The 22,518-nt window shown below is 47.8% G+C and carries 18 protein-coding genes; 15 read left to right on the top strand and 3 right to left on the bottom strand.

Going from position 1 to position 22,518, the window contains the following annotated elements; all coding sequences use genetic code 11:
• Positions 1-145: 145 nt before the first annotated feature.
• On the bottom strand, positions 146-1,696 hold the full coding sequence (locus tag AC3WRW_RS14000; protein ID WP_492546922.1) for a response regulator transcription factor: 1,551 nt from the start codon (positions 1,694-1,696) through the stop codon (positions 146-148).
• Positions 1,683-3,461 carry a sensor histidine kinase gene (locus AC3WRW_RS13995; RefSeq protein WP_492546921.1) on the bottom strand — a complete coding sequence of 593 codons (1,779 nt, stop codon included), beginning with the start codon at positions 3,459-3,461 and terminating at the stop codon, positions 1,683-1,685. The genes AC3WRW_RS14000 and AC3WRW_RS13995 overlap by 14 nt, the downstream gene beginning before the upstream one ends.
• A gap of 338 nt (positions 3,462-3,799) precedes the next feature.
• On the opposite strand from AC3WRW_RS13995, the gene AC3WRW_RS13990 reads away from it, so the two are divergent.
• The 6 genes from AC3WRW_RS13990 to AC3WRW_RS13965 all read left to right on the top strand — a co-directional run bounded on the left by AC3WRW_RS13990 (position 3,800) and on the right by AC3WRW_RS13965 (position 12,337).
• Positions 3,800-4,654 carry an ABC transporter permease gene (locus AC3WRW_RS13990; RefSeq protein ID WP_492546920.1) on the top strand — a complete coding sequence of 285 codons (855 nt, stop codon included), beginning with the start codon at positions 3,800-3,802 and terminating at the stop codon, positions 4,652-4,654.
• 18 nt (positions 4,655-4,672) lie between these two features.
• Entirely contained in the window at positions 4,673-5,545 is an 873-nt protein-coding gene (locus AC3WRW_RS13985) for a carbohydrate ABC transporter permease (RefSeq protein WP_492546919.1), read from the top strand.
• Between the two features lie 61 nt (positions 5,546-5,606).
• Positions 5,607-7,286 (top strand): type 2 periplasmic-binding domain-containing protein, encoded by a 1,680-nt coding sequence (locus tag AC3WRW_RS13980; RefSeq protein WP_492546918.1) that lies wholly within the window; start codon positions 5,607-5,609, stop codon positions 7,284-7,286.
• A gap of 91 nt (positions 7,287-7,377) precedes the next feature.
• On the top strand, positions 7,378-8,325 hold the full coding sequence (locus AC3WRW_RS13975; protein WP_492546917.1) for a sugar phosphate isomerase/epimerase family protein: 948 nt from the start codon (positions 7,378-7,380) through the stop codon (positions 8,323-8,325).
• A 12-nt stretch (positions 8,326-8,337) separates the two neighbouring features.
• On the top strand, positions 8,338-10,077 hold the full coding sequence (locus AC3WRW_RS13970; protein WP_492546964.1) for a hypothetical protein: 1,740 nt from the start codon (positions 8,338-8,340) through the stop codon (positions 10,075-10,077).
• Positions 10,078-10,099: 22 nt separating this feature from the next.
• Complete coding sequence (locus AC3WRW_RS13965; RefSeq protein ID WP_492546916.1) at positions 10,100-12,337, top strand: glycoside hydrolase family 88/105 protein; 2,238 nt, start codon at positions 10,100-10,102, stop codon at positions 12,335-12,337.
• Positions 12,338-12,946: 609 nt separating this feature from the next.
• Here the strand turns inward: AC3WRW_RS13965 and AC3WRW_RS13960 are convergent.
• Positions 12,947-13,384, bottom strand: a complete 438-nt coding sequence (locus AC3WRW_RS13960; RefSeq protein WP_492546963.1) for a collagen-like protein — start codon at positions 13,382-13,384, stop codon at positions 12,947-12,949.
• Between the two features lie 458 nt (positions 13,385-13,842).
• On the opposite strand from AC3WRW_RS13960, the gene AC3WRW_RS13955 reads away from it, so the two are divergent.
• The 9 genes from AC3WRW_RS13955 (at position 13,843) to AC3WRW_RS13915 (ending at position 22,507) form a co-directional block, all read left to right on the top strand.
• Positions 13,843-14,847: an HD-GYP domain-containing protein gene (locus AC3WRW_RS13955; protein WP_492546915.1), complete on the top strand. Its 1,005-nt coding sequence runs from the start codon at positions 13,843-13,845 to the stop codon at positions 14,845-14,847.
• Complete coding sequence (locus tag AC3WRW_RS13950) at positions 14,844-15,143, top strand: response regulator transcription factor (RefSeq protein WP_171683091.1); 300 nt, start codon at positions 14,844-14,846, stop codon at positions 15,141-15,143. Before AC3WRW_RS13955 ends, AC3WRW_RS13950 begins: the two co-directional genes overlap by 4 nt.
• A gap of 184 nt (positions 15,144-15,327) precedes the next feature.
• The gene (locus tag AC3WRW_RS13945; RefSeq protein WP_492546914.1) at positions 15,328-16,089 is read left to right on the top strand and encodes a YveK family protein; all 762 of its coding nucleotides are present in this window, start codon (positions 15,328-15,330) and stop codon (positions 16,087-16,089) included.
• On the top strand, positions 16,070-16,735 hold the full coding sequence (locus AC3WRW_RS13940) for a CpsD/CapB family tyrosine-protein kinase (protein WP_492546913.1): 666 nt from the start codon (positions 16,070-16,072) through the stop codon (positions 16,733-16,735). Before AC3WRW_RS13945 ends, AC3WRW_RS13940 begins: the two co-directional genes overlap by 20 nt.
• 24 nt (positions 16,736-16,759) lie before the next feature.
• Positions 16,760-18,043 carry an efflux RND transporter periplasmic adaptor subunit gene (locus AC3WRW_RS13935; protein WP_492546912.1) on the top strand — a complete coding sequence of 428 codons (1,284 nt, stop codon included), beginning with the start codon at positions 16,760-16,762 and terminating at the stop codon, positions 18,041-18,043.
• 21 nt (positions 18,044-18,064) lie between these two features.
• Positions 18,065-19,786 carry a hypothetical protein gene (locus tag AC3WRW_RS13930; RefSeq protein ID WP_492546911.1) on the top strand — a complete coding sequence of 574 codons (1,722 nt, stop codon included), beginning with the start codon at positions 18,065-18,067 and terminating at the stop codon, positions 19,784-19,786.
• A gap of 12 nt (positions 19,787-19,798) precedes the next feature.
• Positions 19,799-19,969, top strand: coding sequence for a hypothetical protein (locus AC3WRW_RS13925; RefSeq protein ID WP_492546910.1), 171 nt, complete (start codon positions 19,799-19,801; stop codon positions 19,967-19,969).
• Between the two features lie 70 nt (positions 19,970-20,039).
• Positions 20,040-20,303: a PqqD family protein gene (locus AC3WRW_RS13920; RefSeq protein WP_492546909.1), complete on the top strand. Its 264-nt coding sequence runs from the start codon at positions 20,040-20,042 to the stop codon at positions 20,301-20,303.
• Positions 20,304-20,563: 260 nt separating this feature from the next.
• Complete coding sequence (locus AC3WRW_RS13915) at positions 20,564-22,507, top strand: lasso peptide isopeptide bond-forming cyclase (protein WP_492546908.1); 1,944 nt, start codon at positions 20,564-20,566, stop codon at positions 22,505-22,507.
• Positions 22,508-22,518: the final 11 nt, after the last annotated feature.

Genomic DNA, 22,518 nt, shown 5'->3' with positions numbered 1-22,518 from the left:
CACTCCCGACTTTTATAATGAATGATGGGACTCGCGATCTTCATCTTTTTGATTATATACGAAGTGGGATTCGATAAATGTCGGTTTCTGTCAGGAATATTGTTAATTTTAAATGGGATTTTATGTAAAACGAGTTATTCCCTGGTTACCTCTGGTTTCGGTACTCTTTGGGAGACATGTGGAATTGCTGTTTAAATACGTTTGTAAAATAATTCGGCTCGTCGAAGCCAATCGCGCAGGCAATCTCGAATATTTTCATATCCGTGTTTCGAAGCAGCAAAGCCGCTTTGTCCATGCGCAGCCGGGTAACGAAACGGGTAAAGCTTTCGCCGGTCGCTTTTTTAAACAGCACGCTGAAATAACTCGAATTAAGGTGAAGATGGGCGGCTACATCCGTTAAGCGGCATTCTTCGTTATAATGTTCTTCGATATATTTGGTCGCTTTCTCGATGACGTTGTCGCTTTTGGACGCCTGCCAGCTGTTAAACAGAAGCAAGAAATTCCTCACCTGCGTGTCCGCAAAGCGGAGGACTTCCCCGGCCGTCCAATGCGCTTGCGGCATGTCCGTCGGGATTCTCGCGAGGACTTCTTTCTCGTCAGGGTCGAACTGTTTTTGAATCGTTCCCAGCAGAGCAATTGAAAACGTTAATGCTTGGATTTTCATGTCTTCCGGCGACTGCCGGGATAAATCGGCAAGCACCTGATTCAGAAGCTGCTGCAGCGCGTTTTCTTGTCCGATGAGAATGGCTGACAGGAGCTGCAGTTCCAGCTCGTTCACTTTCGCCTGATTGAGCGAAAGCCTCATGCCCGAGCCCGAGCTTGGATCGATATCCACAGGCTGCGCCCCTGCCGGCAGGGACTCGCCGCTCTTGAATTGTCCATAAAATGCAGCAAGCTGCTTATAGGAGGGCGCTGCGCCCATGGTCTGAATGTTCACACGGATATTCAAATACTCCCATGAAGCCTCTTGGACGGCGTGCAGGAAACTTCCCTCCAGCCCGGGCCTTTCGGCAATCACGACGAAGCGATCATGTTCGACCAGCAGAAGCCTGGCGTCGATATTCGCCCCTTTCAGCAGCTCCTCAGCGATATTGGAGAAAGCGAATTGGATTAAGCTCAAGTCCGCTTTGCCGTAGTTTTTAAGAGCCAAGTCTTCGCTGCTCAGCTGAAGCAGCCACAGCTCCTTCGTCGAGAGCACATCATCCATGTTTTTCATAGCTTCATAGGAAGAAGGAAGGTCTAATAACGCCGCACGAAGCTCCTGATCCTGCTGCAATTTACGTTGGGCAAGGAGCTGCTGCTGCAGCGCGTATTTCTCATAGTAGCGCTCGGAGGCTTTGCTCATGACCTGCTTCACATCTTGTTCGGTGCAAGGTTTAATCAGAAGATCCAGCGCTCCGAGCCTGACGGCCGCCTGCGCATATTCAAAATTTTTGTACGCGGTAAGGATAATCACCAGCAGATCGGGATAATGCTTTCTTAAATGTCCGACAAACGCGATGCCGTCCATAACGGGCATGCGAATGTCCGTAAGCACGAGATCGGGTTTCACCTTGTCAACCAAGGCCAGCGCATCTTGCCCATTGCTGGCTTCGCCGACAACGTTCCAACCAAGCTGCCCCTCTTCAAACATCTTGATCAAGCCCTTACGGAAGTTAGGCTGATCCTCTACAATCACTACATTACCCTTCAGCATGCTCGTTCAGCTCCTTTCTTGCCGGGTTATTGGGCAGCAGAAGGCGCATCGTCGTTCCGCTATTCACAACGCTTTCGACTTCGAGCCGGTAAGGCTGCCCGTGAACGAGCTCGAGCCGTCTTACGACACTTCGAACGCCAAGGCTTTCCCGTCCATCGGACCGCTGGGGAAGGGACGTGCCCTTCGGACCGAGCAGCAGAGCAATCGCTGTCTCGTCCATGCCGCAGCCGTTATCGGTTACCTCAATTTCCAGAAATTTCCCCTGCTGACGTGCGCGAATAACCAAGACCTTGTGTGCCACCTTATTCCGGAAGCCATGTACGAATACATTTTCTACAAGAGGCTGGAGCAGAAAACGCACCATTTCGTTGTCCAGCACGAGTTCATCCGCTTGGATGATGGTTTCTAAATCGCTTTCAAATAGTTCCGTTTGCAGCTTCACATAGTTGCGGATTTGCTGAAATTCCTCTCTTACGGTTGTCAGAGTCCGAACGGGCATCAGCGAGTATTTGAGCATTTCCGAGATGGCGGCGATCAAAGCGGCGGTGTCCTTTTCATTTTGCAAATAGAGCTTCCAATAAATTTCGTTAAACATATTGTGCAGGAAATGAGGGTTGAGCTGTGCCTGCAGCGCTTTAAGCTCTGCCTCTCTTTCGCTTAGCTGCGTTAAATAGACTTCTTTAATCAGCCTGCCGACTTGTTCGGTCATGGCATTGAAGCTCTCGGCCATATAAGCCAGCTCATCCTTCGTGCGAATTTCAATGCGGGCATTGAAGTCGCCGGAGCGCACTTTGCGCAGTCCGAGCAGCAGGTCTTTGAGCGGCCGCAGCAGCTTGCCTGTCGAGATGACGATGAGGATGCTCGTTAGCAAAATACTGATTAAGCCGGTATACACAATTCGCTTGGATAAATTTTTATTTTTCGCTTGAATGTCCGAAAGGGACGTCGAACTGACAAGCTTGAAGGAGGTCGCTTTGGATTCCCCTTGCACATACAGATGATTGTCCATCACCCGGGTTTCGTTCATATCCTTTAGCAGCTGCGTTTTTCCGGCAGGCTCGCGGGTGGAATTGCTGAACAGCAATTCTTTATTATCGTTGAACAAATAGACTTCGCCTGTGCCGTCCTTAGTTAATTCTTTCAGAATGCCTGCAAAAAAAGACTCGTCAACGGCCATCACAAGGACGCCGTATGTTTGCAAAGCGCTGTTCTTCATCAGCCGGGCGATAATAATGGTCTGCCTAAAGCCGCTCGGTTCAATGGAGCTGGGAAGCGGCATACTCATCCAGACCAGATTCCCGTACGTATCGCTTAGCTTCGATTGAATCGTCTGGAAGGTAGGAGCATCCAAGTTTTTCATCGACGAAGTGGTATAGCTGAAATAGGAGGGATTTCCGTTTAAGTCATAGAGGTACATGCCCGTAATATAAGGCGCGTCCGACTTGATTTGGAAAATCTGATCATCAATTTGCTTTTTATCGTAGTACAGATTAAAGGCATCGGCATCTTCCTGTGAATTGATTCGCTCGATGAGCATTTCAATTTGCGGATTGAATACGACGTTTTGCGAAATACGCACAATTTCTTGGACTTTCATCTCGATTTTGGCCAAAGCCTCTTCATTCGTGCGGGAAAACTGCTTGCTGATCTCCTCTTCAAACAGCTTCAGGTTATACTGGTAAGTCAAATAGCCGGTAATCCCGAAGGCAAGCAAAATGATGGCGGATAGACTAATAATTAATCTGATTCTGAAGCTTCTGTTCATTCCTATGAGTAATTGTCGCCAGATTTGCATCTCAGACTCCCCATTTTGCTTATCATTTGTAGGCCATAACGTCGATGAGGTCATTATACAATATTTTTTTCGTATAAAAATCGGATCTATCCATTACCTAATGAATTTATAGAATCTTCTATAATTTTTTAAGGGTTTTGAGTCACGAACCCGGGTATGATAGGATGCATACCAAAGAAATGAGGGAGTGAGCAATCATGAGCGGCCGATTAGAAGAACCTCCTGTCCCTTCAACAACCGTGAATCTGCATAAAGCAGCTTCATTAAAACGGAGCAGGCGATTAAAACAAAACCTTCCTTTATTCATCATGCTAATTCCTGTTATCGCTTACTATGTGATATTCAAATATTGGCCGATGGGCGGACTTGTTATCGCTTTCAAAAACTATAATTTCGCCGATGGCATAGGGGACAGCCCTTGGGTAGGTTTGAAAAATTTTCATCTGCTGTTTTCCAGCTCCAACACGCTCCAAATTATTTGGAACACGTTTTGGCTTAGTTTTCTGACTTTGGTCTTCGGATTTCCCGTTCCCATTTTCTTGGCTGTTTTACTCAATGAGGTCAGGAAGTCGTGGTTCAAGAAATGGGTGCAAACGATCATTTATTTGCCGCATTTTTTCTCTTGGGTCATTGTTTCGGGTATCGTATTATCGCTATTTGCCACAGACTACGGTTCCATCAATAAGGTGCTTAAATTATTCAATATAGAGCCGATTACGTTTCTGTATGAGTCGAAATCATGGATAAGCATTTTTATCGGATCGGGTATTTGGAAAGAAATGGGGTTCAGCACGATCATCTATTTGGCCGCCCTGACGACCATCGATCCTTCGCTTTATGAATCCGCCTGCATGGACGGAGCTACGAAATGGCGTCAAATGTGGCATGTTACGCTCCCTGGCATTCGGCACACGATTATTTTATTGCTGATTTTAGCGATGGGTAAGGTGATGGAGGTTGGGTTTGACCAAGTATACAATTTGCAGAATGCCGCCGTTGCTGACGTGTCGGAAGTCATAAGCACTTACATTTATAAAATAGGTCTGGGCAGCTCGCAGTTCAGCTTAACGACGGCCATGGGACTCTTCGAATCCGTCATTAGCTGCAGTCTCGTGCTGCTGGCCAACCGGATTGCCAAGAAATTCGATCAAGCTTTGTTCTAAGTGAAAGGAGGACCTGTATTGAAAGCGACAAGGGGAGAAAAGCTTTTCTATGCGGCCAATTACGCGCTGCTCGCCATCATTGCCTTAACTTGCATCCTGCCGTTTATTCATATTATTGCCCTATCGCTGAGCGATCGGACGTCTGTAGATTCAGGTCATGTCTTCTTTTGGCCGATAGGGCTCCAGTTCACCGCGTACAAGATTTTCTTCATTGCGAGCCCGGCGTTTAATGCTTTTAAGAATAGCGTTGTCATTACCCTGATTGGAGTGGGATTAAGTTTGTTGGGCACCATTTTAGCTGCATATCCGTTGTCCAGATCCTATTTGATCGGCCGGCGATACCTGGTTCTCGGCATGGTGTTTACGATGTTGTTCTCGGGAGGACTCATTCCCACTTATCTGGTTATCAAAAACTTGCATCTCATTGACTCCTACTGGTCCTTATGGTTGACAGGATTTATTAGTACCTACAATATGCTCCTGATGAAAAGCTATTTTGAGAATATTCCTTATGAAGTCCAGGAAGCTGCGCGAATCGACGGATGCAGTGACACCTCGCTGCTTATCCGCATTATACTGCCTTTATCTATGCCGATGTTAGCTACTCTAGCGCTGTTCTATGGCATTAGCTTTTGGAATGCGTTCATGAGTGTGCTGATGTATATCAATAAGAGCGAGATGATGAATTTAACCGTCGTTGTTCAAGCCATGCTGCAAAAGAACGATCTTTTGAACTCGCCTTCTCTCAATAATGAGGAGCAAGCAGCGGTTGCTACGGAGATGGTGAAAGCCGTCGGCGTTGTTGTGATGGTCGTTCCGATGTTGGCGATTTATCCTTTTTTGCAAAAATATTTTGTCAAGGGCGTTATGCTTGGATCTGTTAAAGGTTAATGGCGTTGGTGTTCCCGTTTAACAAAACTTCACTATAAAATTTTGCAGGGGGAAGATGCACATGAAAAACTTGAAACTGTGGCTTGGCATGACAGTAGGGGTTGTCGCACTTGGAACAACGTTAGTTGGCTGCAGCAGCGACAAAAAAGAAGGAACAGCCGCACCGGCGGCCAGCAGCAAGCCGGCCGAGGAGAAGCCAGCAAAGCGCGGGGATGTTACGGTTTCCATGTACGATCGCGGTGCCGTCCCAGCGTCGGAAGGCTCCTATGAAGAAAATCGTTGGAGCAAATGGATCAACCAAAACGGGCCGGTGAACGTGAAGTACGTGCCTATCCTCCGCAGCGATTCGACGAAAAAGCTGAACGTGCTGTTTGCATCGGGCTCCGCTCCGGATATCGTCAACGAGTACAATACACCGTTTCGGGGCAGCTTGTATGATCAGAAGCAGCTGCTTCCTATCGACAACATTTTGAAATTCATGCCTGAATACCAGAAATTGCTGAGCCAGTATCCGCAGTTGAAAAAAGCGGGCACGAAGCCGGATGGCAAGCTGTACGAGATCGGCAAGGTCAAAGAAGCGGTCCCTGCGCATATTTTATTAATTCGTACGGATTGGTTGAAAAAGTTGAATCTTGCGATGCCGACAACAACGGATGAAATATTGGCGGTGGCCAAGGCATTTGCTGAGCAAGATCCGGACGGGAACGGCAAAAAGGATACGTACGGCCTTAACATGAGCACCTATTCGGAGCAAGCCATCAATGAGATGTTCGGCGAAAGCTCTTCGAGTTCGCTGCTCGCCTGGGATCTTAAGGACGGCAAAGTTGTCCGTGCATGGGACAAAGAGCTTGCTTCCTTAACGTTCAAGAAAAGTCTCTATGATGAGGGCCTTATTGATAAAGACTACATTAACGATAAAGACGGCGCAAAAGCTAAACAGGACTTTCTCAATGGCAAGATCGGCATTTACGTGAAGTACACCGGGGGCTGGTATGACTTCGTTATGAACGACCTTACTACGCTGAGGAAAAATGCGCCCGGGGCGGATGTCGCACCGTTAGGATATCCTAAATCTCCGCTCGGTACATTTACCGGCGCGATCGATAATCCGGTTCAGATGACAACTGTTGTGAATGCCAAGGCGAAAGACCCGGAAGCTGTCGGGCGCTATATTGATTTTATTATGAAGCCCGAAACTGCTTCTAAAATTGTCAATGGAGACGAGGGCACGCACTGGAAGAAAGCTCCGAATGGTTGTCCGCAGGCGATAGACCCTGCCAAGTCCAAGAATGAAGTCGGCTATGCGTATGACTATACGATGTTCTTCTCCTCCGGAGTAGATAAATGTACGTATGTCCTGAACGGGTTCAACCCTGAGGTGCCGGCGCAGAAAGCCGGAATGGATATGTACAAGGATATTCAGAAGCTTTATTTTGATCCGGCAAGAGAATATCCGGGAATTGCGTTAGGCGATCACATGCCTGTGTATCCGGCTGATCTTCAGGTCATTAACACGACGATTCTGAAGGAAAAAGGCGATCTGTTCGTTAAAGCAATCCTTAGCGGTGCGAAATATACGCCGGAACAAGCCATTAAAGACTCTCAAGCCGCTTGGACGAAAGCAGGCGGACAGCAGCTCGAGGATTTCATGAACAAATGGTATCAAGAGAATAAAGATAATGCGTTCCTTGCTAAAGATGCTATGGCCATTGCGAAACAACAAATGGAATCCGTCAAGTAATACCGGTGCTATCCGCACAAAGGCCAGTTCATCCCCTGCGTAAGGTAGATGGGTGAACGGGTCTTTTTACTTATAAGGAGGAGGCAAGAAAATGATCGACAAAGGGGATTATTCGTTTTCCACCTGTTGGAATATTAAGAAGCATACGATTGGCCGGGAAATGATCGAGGAGATCAAATCCTTAGGATTCCGTTATGTGGAGCTGAATTACAACGTGACCGAAGAGATGATGAGAACCATTGAACCGATGATCGAGAAAGGGGAAATCGGCGTTTCGAGTGTACACAATGTATTTCCGTTCATTGACGATAAGGATTATGATACGGATTCGGTCATGCTGGGCTTCGACGATGAGGAAAAGCGCAAGCATTCCGTGGAGCTGCTCATTCGATCGATGGAATATGCGGACAGATATGGCGCCAAAGCTGTCGTCGTACACCCGGGTGAAGTGCCATTCGACTATAATGTTGACCTTCATTTGAAGAAGCTTTACCGGGATCATGGGAGAACGTCGGAACCGTATCAAGGGCTGTGGAAAATCATGATGGAGAGGCGCGAACAATTAAGCCCACGGTATGCGAAACGAATTCAGGACAGTTTGGAAGAAGTGAGCGATTACGCTGCGAAAAAAGGATGGGATATCGCCATCGGCATCGAAACGCGCTCAAGATCGTATCAGATGCCGACGCTGATGGAGGCGAAAACGATCTGCGGCAATTTGGAGGGCAGTCCGGTCCGACTCTGGTACGATATCGGTCATGCCATGATGATGGACCGCATGGGCTTGTACGACAATCTGAAGGAGCTGGAGGAAGTTAAGCGCTATATTTACGGCGTTCATATTCATGAAACGTTGGAGCTTTCCGACCACTGGTGCCCCTATGTGCACAGCCAGGATCTGCATACCTTCGACCACTTCCTTGAAGCCATTGATATAGCCAAGGTCAAGGTATATGAGCTGAAGGCTGTGTGCCGGCCGGAAGAGATTGATGAAAGCCACCGACTGATTATAAGCAAAATGGCCGCGAGGAAAGGGTAAAAGGTGACCAACATGGATTTCATCTATAGAAAGTTAGTGGATAAAAATGACGATCTTGCGGCTGCCGCGCTTGAGCGCCAAGTGCAGGATGCTACATCGAAGTACGACGGCGGCATTATCGATGAGACAGGCATTGCGCGTGCAAGCCACCATAGTACCCCTGTGTATATAGCCGCATGGTCTGCGGCTTTGGTTAATCCAGATTCGAGATACTATCGTAGCGAGTCGTTAGCGGCTTCCTTGGAAAAAGCAGCGGCTTTCATGCTGAACAGGCAGCATGCGGACGGAACCGTATCGCTCGGTTCCACCAATTACAACTCGCCGCCTGACACCGGATTTGTCGTTGGCGGCGTAACGCAAATTTATCAGCTGCTTGCGGGAGATGATTGGGCTGCTGTAAAGCCCATCGCTGCTAAGCTAAAGCTATTTCTGGAGCGAACAATTCCAGCCATGCTCACAGGGGGATGCCATACGCCCAATCACCGGTGGGTCATTACGGCTGCTTTAGCCCTGCTATATGATATTTTCGAAAAGCCCGAGCTCCTCGCGAGAGCGGAGGAATGGCTGGCCGAGGGCTTGGATATTACAGCAGACGGGGAATGGACCGAACGGAGCAATGGCATTTACAACGCGGTCAGCAATGTTGCGTTGTACCATACCGCCCGTGTAATGAACCGTCCCGAATTATTGGAGAGCGTGCGCCGCAATCTGCGCATGATGCTTTACCTCGTTCACCCTTCAGGCGAAGTGGTGACCGACTACTCGGGGAGGCAGGATTTTGGCCAAACGTACGACATGGCGACGTACTATACGATTTACCGCCTCATGGCCGCTCATGATCAGGATCCCGTGTTTGCCGCGATGAGCGATTATGCGGGTACCTTCATCAAGCATCCTGATGGCGTAAACAATAATGCGCTGCTGCACAGGTTTCTTTACCCGGAAGTTGAGGAAGCTGTCCGTGATTTGGAGCGCGCTGAGCTGCCCGATCGCTATGTCTGCATCCTCAATCAGTTCCATCCGATGAACGAGCATCTGAGCTTGATCGATGCCGTCGGACATCATCTGCAAATTCAGCACAGCTCCATGCATTTGGCTTTCGGAGCACCGGTCGTGCGCATTCGCGAGAGGGATACGAGCGTGACCATCATGCCGCAAACGCCGTCCTTCTTCTCGCTTCGCCACGGGAAAGCAAGGCTGCTGGGCATGAAGCTGTCCACTTCCTTTTCGCCGGGCATCGTTAAATTTAATCAATTGACCGCCCAGGATGGCGTTTATCGGTTAAGCGTCGTCATGGAGAAAGGCTACAACGGGCCAGTCCCGCAGCAGCATCTTCCCCTTTCGGCGAAAGGCACGGTAAGTCCGTGGTACTTGCTGCCGCATCAGCACCGGCCGATGACGCATCTGCAGACGCATGAGCTGCAGGTAGAGTTGAAGCAAGAAGCGTCTGAGTGGACGATCCGCATTCATTCGGATGAGCGTGAAGACGTTTTTACGCAGCTGACTTTTATTTTAGGCAATGAGGGTGTTGTTGATGGTGGCGATTTGCAGGATGCAGGGGAAGGGAAATATTTTCTGAAGGACGGCTCTATGACCTATAGCGTGGATGAAGACCGCATTGAAATATCCTCAGGAGCCTTTGAACACTTATTGCCTGTACTTCGAGAAGATCAGCATCCGGCAGGCTGCCAATATGTCCACGTGAACTTGGTAACGCCGTTCGACCGAACTTTCACCGTGCGGCTGCTGTAGAAAGGATTGTGATTGTGGAACTATGACAACCTATTTCAGTAAACAAGAAAGCATACAAACCCGCTTGGGCCGGGATGATAAACGGATACTAAAAGTTCTTGCGGATCGCTATATCGGGGCTAATCCTCCCGTACCGTTCACGTTCCGCGCGTTCAACCGGTCGGGCATTTTGCAAAATGACGAAGGACTGTTCGATCTAAACTTTCGCCATAGATTCCCGGAGGCCAAACAAGGTCAAGTTTCTTATGCGTACTCGCTTGTATGGAGTGATAGCGAACGTAGTTTGGACGTGTTGGTTCGTTGTTTGGGTCCTATTCAGTTTTATTTTAACGATGAGCTTGCGTACCGTTCTAATGTGATTGAGGAGTTAAAGCCGGATGCGACCGTCAAATTGAGCCTCCATTTCGCCAAAGGCTGGAATCGCCTTTTCATCAAAGCGAAGATGACGGCGGCGGGCTTCGGGTGCTTGTTCGGATCCGATGAAGCGAAAGTCAGAATCCTGAATGTCCGTTCTCCTTTTGCCGAGCGCGAGGGGCAGGCAGGATGGGCGTACTCGGCTCCGGTTGACGACGATGTGTTTGAACGGAGCCCGCTGCCAGCGGCGTTCTCTTCCGAGAGGGAGCATGGCGTGACTTGGTTGCCAGAATGTGAGTGGGATGAGGAGAAGCAGGCTCGGCCGGTGTGCGAGCGCTTGTTCGGCCTTCAGCCCGGCAAGGCAGCTTATGCCTGGACGGAGCTGAACGCCGTCAGCTTCGGCGAAGCCCCTTATGTGCTAAAGGGAACGACAACCGGTCCGCTAACCATTTGGGTAGATGGGAAGCAGGCAGCGGAGCTGCGAACGGGAGGCAGCTTCCAAGTGGAAGTTCCGCTAGCCTATGGCAGACACGATGTGCTGATCCGAAGTGAATGCGAGGCCGCTTCTAGTTCATGGGGCTTTGCCGTGAATGCTTTTGCGGATGGAGAGCAAGTGCCATTCCGTTCGCCTGTGGACGTGCATGGTTCTGAGGAAGCATGGCTTTATTTGGGGCCTTTTGATGCAAATGCTGATGAACTGAACGTGAAGGAAATGAAGGGAATGAAGGAAATCGCCACGACGAAGCGTGTCTTTGCTAATCAGTATTGGCGTTTGGACCGCCCGGAGACGTGGATTCGTCCCTATTATGAAAATGCGATGCTGAGCAATAAATGGACCGTCGGGAACGCCACCAATTATGCCCGCTGGGATTACCCGCTGGGAGTGACCATCTACGGGCTGCTGCAAGCGGGGCGTTCATTGGAGCGGCCCGATATTGTCTCCTATGCGCTTGAGCACGTGCAAAGCTGTACCGACATGTTCGAATATTCCCTGTGGGATCGCGAACAGTACGGGTTTCCGGCCATCAATCAACAGCTGGTTATGATGAAAATGCTCGATAACTGCGGCTCGTTCGGCTCCGCCATGTTGGAGGCGTACAAAGAGGACGGGAATGCGGGGGACTTGCCGATCGCAGAGCGAATTGCCGATTTCATGCTCAAGCACTTGGAAAGGAAGGAAGACGGCGCCTTTTACAGAGTGTGCCGGGACGAGTATTCGGAGAACACGATGTGGGCCGACGATCTCTACATGAGCACGCCGTTTCTGTGCCGCTATGCGGCTATCACGGGAAGCAGGGAAGCGCTGGATGAGGCGGCTAATCAGTTCCTTCTGTTTCGGAACTATTTGTTTATGCCGGAGCAGCGCCTGATGTCCCACGTATTTGATTTCAAATACGGGATGCCGACGGGGATTCCGTGGGGGCGCGGAAACGGATGGACCTTGTTCTCCCTGACCGAGGTGCTGGAAGCTTTGCCGGCAGACCATGCGCATCGCCACGAGCTCGTCCGCTTCTTTAACGAGCTGTGCGCCGGCTATGCCGAGCTGCAAGCGGAAAGCGGGCTGTGGCACCAGGTCTTGAATGATCCGGACGCATATCAGGAGGCATCTTGTACAGCGATGTTTGCTTATTCGTTCGCCAGAGGCGTCCGGTTCGGCTGGCTCAGGGAGCCGCAGCGGTTCATTCAGGCGGCCTTCAAGGCCTGGGAAGGTTTAACGCGTTTTGCTATTGACGCGCAAGGCAATGTGCATGGCGTGTGCAGCGGTTCGCGGTATGCTTTTACAGCGGATTATTATAAGAAGGATCTGCTTACCGTCACGAATGATAATCATGGCATAGGAATTATGATGCTTGCGGGTACGGAGATCGTGAAGCTGAAGGGTTGGCTTGGGGAGCGGGCTGATTGAGGGGCGATCCTCCCGATGTGTGAGCTGAGACGTCGTTTTTCAGCGTTAAAGTAGGCGGAGAGGGCAGAAGGTGGAAGATAACGCTGAAAAACAAGCTAAACGTTGGGGGACAGGCGCTGATCCCCGTCCTCTTGCCTCGCTGACGGACCGAGAAGCCCTTATCCGATGAAGAAGGCCTCCTTCGAACATGTAACGGACACAAGCGCTGTTACTTGCTCACTGGGGGACTGATTTCGCCCCGAAATCGGCAAATAACGTCGCTGGTGTCCGTCCGCAGAGAGACACGCCGCTTGTAGCGAAAATAACGGCTGCTGTGTCCGAAGCAAGGGCAAATTGCAAGTTCTCTTGGTTTTTGTGGGAACAACAGTCCGCTAATTGTCCTGGAAGCAGCCATTTGGCAATTTAGAGGTAACGCTGTTCCGCTATTTTCCCGATATAACGCGATATGAGGGCACCTTGGAGCAGATTAGACCCTGTAGTTCCGCAAAGGAAGGGAAGCAGCCTGTTTTCGTCCAAATAGAGGACGCCAGTTCCCTCTCACAGCAACAAGAAAAGCCTGGCGGATGCCCGCTAGGCTTTTCTTGTTATATAGACGTGGGAGCAGACTTTCTAACAAGTAAATGAATCAATAAAGCGCAAATCGATGCCGAAATACATCCAGGAGAAGCCGTTCCAACGGAAACCGGCAATCGAGTTACGGCCGACAAAAGTCGGGAAATACCAGAAATGCTGACCATTGCTCAGCCAAACATAAGTGAAACGGAACATACAGCGTCTAATGGCACCCGGATCTACGGCGAATGTGCCGGCAGCTGCAAACGGCTTTTGCGGGGTGTAGGCAGGAGGAGCTGAAGTCGGCGCTTGCTCTGCGCCTCCTGGCGGCATCCCAGGGCCCGGGAAGCCAGGCTGCCCCGGGAAACCGGGCTGCCCCGGAAAACCAGGCTGTCCTGGGAAACCAGGCTGCCCCGGAAAACCGGACTGCCCTGGGAAGCCAGGCATACCGCCTCCGCCACCAGGCATGCCACCGCCGGGCATGCCAGGGAACATGCCTAAGCTGCGTGCATCATAGATAGGAACCCAAGCGTAAGCTTGCGGCACAGGATAGCCGTATGGGGTTTGCGGATACGAAGCAGCATACGCAGGATCGGTTTCCGGCTGCTGCAAAACTTCGTTGTTCGTTTCCAAATTCCGGGTCTCTTTCTTTTGTTTCGAAGTCATGGATGTAAGTACCTCCTTGGGTAAAAGCGGATTAGTCGATAATTACTATATGCAGGAGACTAGACGGATGTCACGATTGGAGCGTGTGATTCCGTTCATTTTACCAAACTATACCAATAGTCCTAGTTGTACTTGAAATTATGGAAACTGTAGGCTTTTTATCCTATTCAAATAGGAAAAATACGGGATTTACCTCCCATGGTTTGAGCCTATTTTGTCGTATATAATAGAAAATGGTTATATTTTGAAACATTGGAGTGGGGTTATTGAGAGATCTAGCGGGGAAGATGTTGAAATACGATGTAACAACGAGCTATGGGCTTGTACTGGCAACAGCTCAAACTGTACTCATGGAAGAGCATTTGGATTTATTTCGACAGCATCGTATTGACTTCATGGACATTATTGCCACAAGCCCCCAGGAACAAGAACTGGAAGATGTCCAGTCCCAGAATCCGTCAGGACTCTTAGTACGCAAAGCAACTCAATTCGCCAAGGATTTATTCGAGCAGGTGGAGAAGCAGAAGAAGATCCCATTGTTTGAAATCCAGAATCAACTCATTCCTATCGTGCAGCAGGCGGCCGAACATTCGGATTTATTTGAGATATTTGAAGCGGTTAAAGCGAAAGACGAGTACACGCACCAGCACAATGTCGGCGTAGGCATATTATCGACGCTGATTGGGAAGTGGCTCCAAATGAACGATCAAGAGGTAGCTTTGCTAACGCTCGCGGCTACACTGCATGATATTGGGAAAGTGAAAATCCCCCAAGAAATTCTTCGAAAACCGGGGAAGCTGACCCAAGAAGAGTTCGATGAAATGAAACAGCATACGGTTCGAGGCTATAACTTGCTTAGGGAGACCAAAGGCCTTAACTACAAAGTGTCTCTTGTAGCCTTGCAGCACCATGAAAGATTGGATGGCAGCGGATATCCGATGGGGTTAAAGGATAGCCAAATCGATCGATTTAGCCGTATTGTCGCTGTGGCCGACGTTTTCCATGCCATGTCTTCGAGAAGGCCGCATCAGGACATGATGCCATTTTACGAGGTTGTCCGCCAGATGAGGGAAGGTCTTTTCGGTGAATTGGACCCTCATATCGTATCGGTCTTTCTGACCAATATGATTCGCGGCTTAGTCGGCAGGAAAGTCAAGCTGACGGATGGCCGCTGGGCAGACGTCGTTTATATTAATCCCACGGATGACACGAACCCTCTTGTGAAAATTGATGAAACATTCGTAGATCTTAGTCGAGAACGACACATTCATATAAAGGAAGTTGTTGTATGAGACATAATCCAATGGCAGAGAACACAGTTTTGCAACAATTTTTCAATAACTATGGGCTGACACAACGCGAATCGGAAATTCTCTTCCTGATCGCTACCCACGGGTACACGAATAAGGAAATTGCTGAAAGCTGCTGCATCAGTGAAAAAACAGTCAAGATTCATTTAGCGAACATTATGAGCAAAATCGGCATCGGCTCGATGCGCCGGCTGTTGGCCCTGCTTTTGCAGCAAGCGCTTAAAGTTTCAGGGCTTACACATGAGAAGAATATCGTATCCTCCGTAGGGATTAACTAAACAAAAAGAGAAGGCCTTTTGGGGTTCTTTTCTTTTTTTTATGCGCATTTTTATTGATACGATTTGGAACTTAGAAATGGAATATTTTGTTGACATGATACGAAAAGTATCTTAAAGTAAGAGTAGGAATAAGATACAAATAGTATCATTTTGTTGACAAGTAGACTTCTCGCGGAGGGGAAACATGGAAATTAATTTAAAAGAATATTTGATGATCATAAAGAAGCGATGGTGGGTTATTGTCTTTGTTGTACTTGTTTGTACAATCCTTACAGCCATGTATACGACATCAAATTACGTTCCCATTTATCAGGCTTCAACCAAATTGATCGTCAATAAAACGTCTGAACAGGGTCAACTCGGCACAGAACAAATCGATTACGGAGCGATCGGCGTTAATATGGCCCTCATTAATACCTATAAGGAAATTATTAAAACTCCGGCCATTATGGATAAAGTCGTCCAACGATACCCCGAACTAAACGTATCCACAGACCAATTGATTTCAATCGTCAATGTTTCGAATCTCAATGAAACGCAAGTCATGTCGATTACTGCCCGGCATTTTTCGCACGAAAGAGCCGTGAAGATTGCGAATGCGGTATCGGATGTCTTTCAAACCGAGATCCCCAAAATTATGAAGGTCGATAATATCACTATTCTGAACCGGGCCAAAGTTCAGGACAATCCCATACCGATCAATCAAAAGTCCAACCAATACATCATTCTAAGCTTTGTTGCCTCGCTGGCTGCTACGATTGGTATCATACTCCTGCTGGATGCTTTAGATGACACATTGAAAACGGATGAGGATGTGCGTGAAGCTTTTGAACTGCCGACCTTAGCCTACATACCGAAAGTGAAAATCAGCGAAAAGCGAATCAAACAGAAAAGTAAATCCAGAAAAAAAGTAGAGGATATTGCCTATGCCAAAACTATCCACTAATTCGGCCATTATGATGCACAAGAATCCCAATTCTGCTTCCTCGGAAGCGTACAGATCTTTAAGATTTAATATCGATTGTTCGGTTTTCGGCCGCGAAGCCAAGATCGTCACGGTCACTTCCTCAAGCAGAGGCGAAGGGAAAACGACGACGGCCATTAATCTGGCTGTGGCGTATGCGCAGACCGGAAAGAAAGTGATTTTGGTAGATGCTGATCTGCGAAATCCTGCGATCCACCTTTCATTTGGCCAAGATAACGCAAGAGGACTAACGAATTATCTTGTGAAACAGAACACATTGAACGAGATCGTACACCAATCGATGATTGAAAATCTTTCTATTCTAACAGCGGGGCCGTTACCGCAAAATCCTTCCGGCTTATTGGCTTCGAATCAAATGGATGTTCTGCTGGAAGAGCTTAGAGCGAACTATGACATGGTCATCGTGGACACAACCTCGATCTTATCCTTAACCGATGCCAAAATTATGGCGACGAAGTGCGACGGTACGCTGCTCATCGTTAAATTCGGCAAAATGAAGCGCGGCATAGCTAAGAAAGTGAAAGAGGAGCTCCTTCTGGCGAAAGTGAACTTAATTGGCGTTGTCATGAATGAAATGAAAAGCGAACATGCGGCTTCGTATCTTTGATTATGGGGAGAGAGTTCATATCTAATGAGAAAAAAACGACGAAAGCAGCAACCGAAAGTCGTGAGAACCCTTGGTATTCTGACGTTAAGCATTGGCATTTTGGCAGGGTGCTCAGATACAGTGGTTAACAATTCGGAAGGCAATTCCATTTATAAGGATCAAGCGCCGAAAAGCGTTAAAGTATTTAAAGTCATCAAGCAAAAAATCGGAGATCCGCTGGAACGTGCCGCAGAAGCGCAGTCTTCCGCCCAATTTGGCATTACGTCAAAGGCTTCCGGGGATATTGATCAAATTTTGAAAAAGCGCGGAGATATGGTTCAGGAGGGCGATGTTATCCTCCGGTTGAAGTCAGGCGAGCTCCAGACGCAAAGAGATGCGGCGGCGCTTGCCGTTCAAATGGCCCAAGAGGCGTTAGAAAAAGCGAAAGTGAAGGCTAAGAAGGAAACGGAAAACCAAAGAACGGATATGAGCAACTCGATTCAAAAGATGGAGCTGGGGATGACCGGCTTAATGCGCAATTACAATAAAATGAAAAACGATTACGATATCGGATTGGTGACGAAAGCTCAGCTTTATCAAATGGAAACTCAAATGATGAGTGCCCGTATGGACTTGGATCAACTCAAGCAGAAACTGAGCGCATTAGAACCGCTGGATGCTCCTCCTGAATTGGAAACACAGCTCAAGAGCGCCCAGATTTCGCTGCAGCAGCTGGAGCAAGCGATTAAAAACCTGGAAGTAAGAGCCACGGTGAGCGGTCTATTGACGGAGATGCCGATGGAAGCAGGAATGGCGCTGCAGCCCGGTGCCAAGGTCGGTATTATTCAAAGGCTGGACCCGATTAAAATCAAAGCACAGTTAACGGAAGCGGAAACGAATCAGATCAGCAATAAAACGGAGCTGACTTACTACGTGGCAGGATCCAAAGAGATGTACAAAGGAGCGATCAGCTATCTGTCCAAGGTGATCGATCCGGAAACGAAAGCGTATGAAGTCAATCTTGAGGTGCCGAACAGAGATTTGTCTTTAAAGCCCGGCACGAAGCTAAAGGTGCAGCTGACGGATCAGCAGGACCAAATCGTAGTGACGGTTCCTACATACAGCATTGTTAAAGAGGGTGACGATGCTTTTGTTTTCGTACTTACAGGAGATACGTTAGAGAAGCGCAGCATCCAGTTAGGCAGATTGAACGAGCCTAATCAAGAAGTGCTCTCAGGCCTCAAAGAGGGAGAGTTGGTCGTTAAAACAAGCCCAAGCCAGTTAAGCAACAAAGAAAAGGTTCAAATGTCGGCTGTCGAAGAGCAATAATTAAAATTGGAGTGACTTGAATTGAAACTAAAATGGAAACATACGATGGTTGCTTTCATCTTATCTGTCTCCCTGGTGATTCCATCAGCGGCTTTCCATGCAGCGGCCGATGAAAAATATGCCCTTACGACAACGGTGAAAAGCTATTCATTGACGGACGATATCAAAGTGGAAGTAAAGAGTGTTATTAATGAATCAACCTCTGATGGGACAAGGATCGGCACCGTTGTACGCTTGTATAACAACGGAGATCGTTTAATTGGCGTACCTGAATATGAAGTTAGAGCTAAGACGCAAGAAGGTTTGGAGTATATTATGCGTCCAAGCCAAGCTAACGCCAAAAATATTCAGCCCAAAGAGAAGGTGGAGCTCAGCTATTTGAATACCGTCGAGCGTTATGACGTCTTCGCGCTAACTGAGCTTTCTTTCTATGATGTGGATGAATTCGTCTATCCGAAAACGGAAAAGAAAATCATATCGCTGCCTATTTCAGACATAGAATGGAAAGGTGAAAAGGCTGTCCTTACCGATCCCACAACGATGAAGAAATGGGAAGATACGTTTACGATCCCCGTCCTTTCAAGCACACTGACGTACCAACCGGTCAGCCTTACCGAACAAAATACGCCGGACGGACCTATGACGATCGTGGCATTGCTTGCTGCGAATACGGGGGACAAGAAGACGACGATACCTGATTTTCGGATAAACGGAAAAACAGAGAATAAGATCTATAGCGGCAGCAGAATTGAGAAGGATGCGGTCACCCTCGAACCGGGGGAGAAGAACTATGTCCATTATGCGGTTCCTGTCAGAAATAAATTGGAATTGAAAAGCTTGTCGGTGCTGACGCCGGAAGACTTTGTAGGCGATGACAAAGCGCATACGAGCTATTTAATAGGCCGATTGACGATCACGCCACCAGGAGCTGGCAACGCACGAACCTTCATGAATCAATTGTCAACGTATGAGTGGAATAAGCCGATTCAGTTCGATCCGCTGACGAAGCTGATTCGCCCAGAGATCAATGTGTCCATGTCGGATCTGCGCATTTATGAAAGTGCCGGAGGCGGCTTTAAAGCAGCCGTCGCAAAGTTCAAGCTGCTCAATAAGAGTGAGAGTCCACAGCAGGTTCCGCATTTTCAGACCGTGTTGACCAGCGTTAGCGGCAATAAATACTTGGGCACAAGACAAAATACGCAGGTCGATACACTCATCCCGAACATCAGTTATGTTCTCTATTATTCCTTTATTATTCCGAACGCAGAAACCGGCGAGCAGCTGGCCATGGAGATTACGGATGGGAAAAGCGTAGAGCCCTACAATCTGCCTCTTGCTGCCTTCAAGACGAAAGTTATCGAAGAGACGGATGATAAATCCTCTGCCTTCTTTCCTTTCCAAGTGACTTTGAATAATTGGACCATGGCGACCAACTACAGTATGGGAGCGGGAAGTTTACCCTACTCGTATAAGATGAATTTGGATTTTGATATTAAACTTCAGGATGAAATCGTCGTCGATCAAAGCTTTTCCAAAATGAGGCTGGAATTCGTCGATGATAAAAACAAAATCATGGCTTCCAAGGTCCTTTCCTTTACGGGCGAGAACAAGCTGGTTAGTGGAACAGAGACCCTGGATTTTAATTTGGATCGATTTGAGACGACGATCTATCTTCGGATGTATGAAATCATTGACACTCCTTTCGGAGAGGCAAGACGCCTTATCCAAACAGTGAAACGGTAGGAGAGTGAGCCGATGAAAGAAGATGCGAAAAGGGAACAAAAAGTATATACACGTCCGATGGTTCTAAGCCAACAACCGGTTCGCTTTGAGACCTCTCAAAGCTCGAATCAAGGTTATGGCAATCTGAATCATCCAAGGCACAATAGCGGTGAGGACAGCGGCGGGAACGGCAAGGATAAGTAGAATTCGACAAAGAGGTCAATGGTAAACTGCCGTTGGCCTCAAAATTTCTAGAGAGGGAGTTGCTATCCAGATGACGGAATATGTTCGGATGAATGATTATGAGTCTATTCAACTGGAAATGGAATGGATCATTCTGAACACAGATGAGTTTACGTTAACGAAATTAAACGAAGTAGGTGGATACTGCTGGTCATTGCTCGGCATACCTCAGACGGTAAGTTCCATTAGCGAAGCGGTTCGTAAGGAGTACGAATCCGCCTGTGAGACGGTGGAAGAAGACGTGGAAGCATTTCTGAAGGATATGGTTGGGCGAGGTCTGGTTCAGGAGGAATAAGGTGGCATCGCGGCTGTTAAGACTTTATTTAAGTATCTTTGAGCGAAATAAAAAGTTTTTGGAAGCAGTTGACAGTGAACTAGTAAGATGATATCCTGAAATTGTTCTCGATAAAGAACAACTGCAAGCGAGTGAAAATGAAAGCCAGTGCTAGAATTGATGGCGCATGTTCATATGTCTGAATATACATACGTTCTTTAAAAAGAACAATAAATGAAAAATCAATCAAACATTTAACTAATAACACTGTGGGGTACAAAATGAGTGCCATAGCCGGTATATTCCATTATGATCAAGAGCCCATAAATATGGAGCAGGGTCATCGCATGATGTTCGATTTAGCGAAATATCCAGCCGATGATGTTCAAATATGGCACCAAGAGCAAATCTTCCTGGGTTGTCATGCACAGTGGATCACACCTGAATCCGTTGGCGAGCGTTTGCCCTACTATGACCATAATCGAAAATTAGCTATTACGGCTGATGCGATCATAGATAATCGAGACGAATTATTCGAGAAATTACAAATAGAGCGGGACCGGAGAGCCGGGATGCCGGATAGCGAGCTGATCTTGCTTGCCTACCACAAGTGGGGGGAAGAGGCTCCGAAGGTTTTGATCGGTGATTTTGCCTTTATGATCTGGGATGAGCGGAAACAGATGTTGTTTGGGGCCCGGGATTTTTCGGGGAGTCGTACGCTGTACTTTCATCGAAATGCTCAGCGCTTTGCGTTTTGCACAGTCATTGAGCCGCTGCTGTCGTTACCTTATGTAAAGAAGGAACTTAATGAAAACTGGCTGGCTGAATATTTGGCTATATCGGCAGTGGTTGAAGCGGCAGATGCTTCTATAACGCCGTATCGACATATTGAACAAGTGCTTCCCTCTCATAGTATTTCAATAACGGGCGGGCAAATAAAGCTTGCAAGATATTGTACGCTAACGACCGGAGATCGGTTAAAGCTTAGGTCAGATGATGAGTATGTAGAAGCGTTTCAAGATGTCTTTCGAACAGCCGTACAATCACGACTGCGGACTTACCGTGGGGTTGGGGCTCAATTGAGCGGCGGGTTAGATTCCGGCTCCGTTGTCAGTTTCGCTGCGAAAGCACTGAGCAAGGAAGACAAACGTCTGCATACATTCAGTTATATTCCTCCGAAAGACTTCCAGGATTATACACCCAGGCATTTAATGCCGGATGAGAGGCCTTTCATTCATTCAACGGTCCAGCACGTGGGGGGAATCAACGACCATTATTTAGACCTTGAGGGGAAAAATTCGTATTCCGAGATTGATGACTTTTTGGAAATGACAGAGCTGCCTTATAAATATTTTGAGAACTCATTCTGGATTAAGGGAATATTCGAGAAAGCCCGTGAGGAAGGGATCGGCGTGCTGTTAAGCGGCGCGCGAGGAAACTTGAGCATATCTTGGGGATCCGCTTACGAGCATTACGCCCTTCTTTTAAAAAAAATGAAATGGCTTCGCCTTATACAAGAACTGCACCATTACAGCAATAAGATGGGAGGACCAAGACTGCGGAGGCTCCCTGAAGTGGCCAAAATCGCGTTTCCGCTGATTGACCGGATCTTTCCATCAGAGGATAAACCCTATGTATTTCCTAGATTAATTAATGAGAATTTTGCCCAAAGAACGAATGTCTTCCATAAGCTTAAAGACTACGGCATAGATCAAACGGGATGGTTTTCTACTACGAATCTGCATGAACTAAGAAGAAAGCATTTCGAAGATGTATTCCACTGGAATACAACGAATACACTGATGACGAAGCTGTCCTTGCGCTACTCATTATGGCAGCGTGACCCAACCAACGATTTGCGCGTGATCCGGTTCTGTCTCTCTGTACCCGAAGAACAATATGTGCAAAATGGTGTGGACCGGGCTCTTATTCGAAGAGCTACCGACCAATTATTGCCGGATAAGGTCAGGTTAAACCTGCATTATCGAGGTGTTCAGGGGGCTGATTGGGTTCATCGGATGGGTCCGCATTGGGATGCGTTTAAGGATGAGCTGAAGGGGCTTAGTAAGAATGAAAGTATTTTAGGCTATTTAGATGGCGAAGTGCTGAAGGCTGCGTTAGCCAAAGTCGAAGCAGGGGCTATACCGGAGTATGCGACTGATGCTGATTATAAGATTGTAATGCGCAGCTTAATTTTATACCGATATATGAAAAAGTTTGCTTGAAAGGAGGTGAA

Source organism: Paenibacillus sp. FW126-R14 (assembly GCF_058789495.1).
This window is presented reverse-complemented; position numbering and strand designations above follow the sequence as displayed.

Bases quoted from the DNA above. Each gene is read 5' to 3' on its own strand.
- AC3WRW_RS14000 (WP_492546922.1), bottom strand. From the start codon at position 1,696: ATGCTGAAGGGTAATGTAGTGATTGTAGAGGATCAGCCTAACTTCCGT.
- AC3WRW_RS13995 (WP_492546921.1), bottom strand. From the start codon at position 3,461: ATGAACAGAAGCTTCAGAATCAGATTAATTATTAGTCTATCCGCCATC.
- AC3WRW_RS13990 (WP_492546920.1), top strand. From the start codon at position 3,800: ATGCTAATTCCTGTTATCGCTTACTATGTGATATTCAAATATTGGCCG.
- AC3WRW_RS13980 (WP_492546918.1), top strand. From the start codon at position 5,607: ATGAAAAACTTGAAACTGTGGCTTGGCATGACAGTAGGGGTTGTCGCA.
- AC3WRW_RS13975 (WP_492546917.1), top strand. From the start codon at position 7,378: ATGATCGACAAAGGGGATTATTCGTTTTCCACCTGTTGGAATATTAAG.
- AC3WRW_RS13970 (WP_492546964.1), top strand. From the start codon at position 8,338: ATGGATTTCATCTATAGAAAGTTAGTGGATAAAAATGACGATCTTGCG.
- AC3WRW_RS13965 (WP_492546916.1), top strand. From the start codon at position 10,100: ATGACAACCTATTTCAGTAAACAAGAAAGCATACAAACCCGCTTGGGC.
- AC3WRW_RS13960 (WP_492546963.1), bottom strand. From the start codon at position 13,384: ATGTTCCCTGGCATGCCCGGCGGTGGCATGCCTGGTGGCGGAGGCGGT.
- AC3WRW_RS13955 (WP_492546915.1), top strand. From the start codon at position 13,843: ATGTTGAAATACGATGTAACAACGAGCTATGGGCTTGTACTGGCAACA.
- AC3WRW_RS13950 (WP_171683091.1), top strand. From the start codon at position 14,844: ATGAGACATAATCCAATGGCAGAGAACACAGTTTTGCAACAATTTTTC.
- AC3WRW_RS13945 (WP_492546914.1), top strand. From the start codon at position 15,328: ATGGAAATTAATTTAAAAGAATATTTGATGATCATAAAGAAGCGATGG.
- AC3WRW_RS13940 (WP_492546913.1), top strand. From the start codon at position 16,070: ATGCCAAAACTATCCACTAATTCGGCCATTATGATGCACAAGAATCCC.
- AC3WRW_RS13935 (WP_492546912.1), top strand. From the start codon at position 16,760: ATGAGAAAAAAACGACGAAAGCAGCAACCGAAAGTCGTGAGAACCCTT.
- AC3WRW_RS13925 (WP_492546910.1), top strand. From the start codon at position 19,799: ATGAAAGAAGATGCGAAAAGGGAACAAAAAGTATATACACGTCCGATG.
- AC3WRW_RS13920 (WP_492546909.1), top strand. From the start codon at position 20,040: ATGACGGAATATGTTCGGATGAATGATTATGAGTCTATTCAACTGGAA.
- AC3WRW_RS13915 (WP_492546908.1), top strand. From the start codon at position 20,564: ATGAGTGCCATAGCCGGTATATTCCATTATGATCAAGAGCCCATAAAT.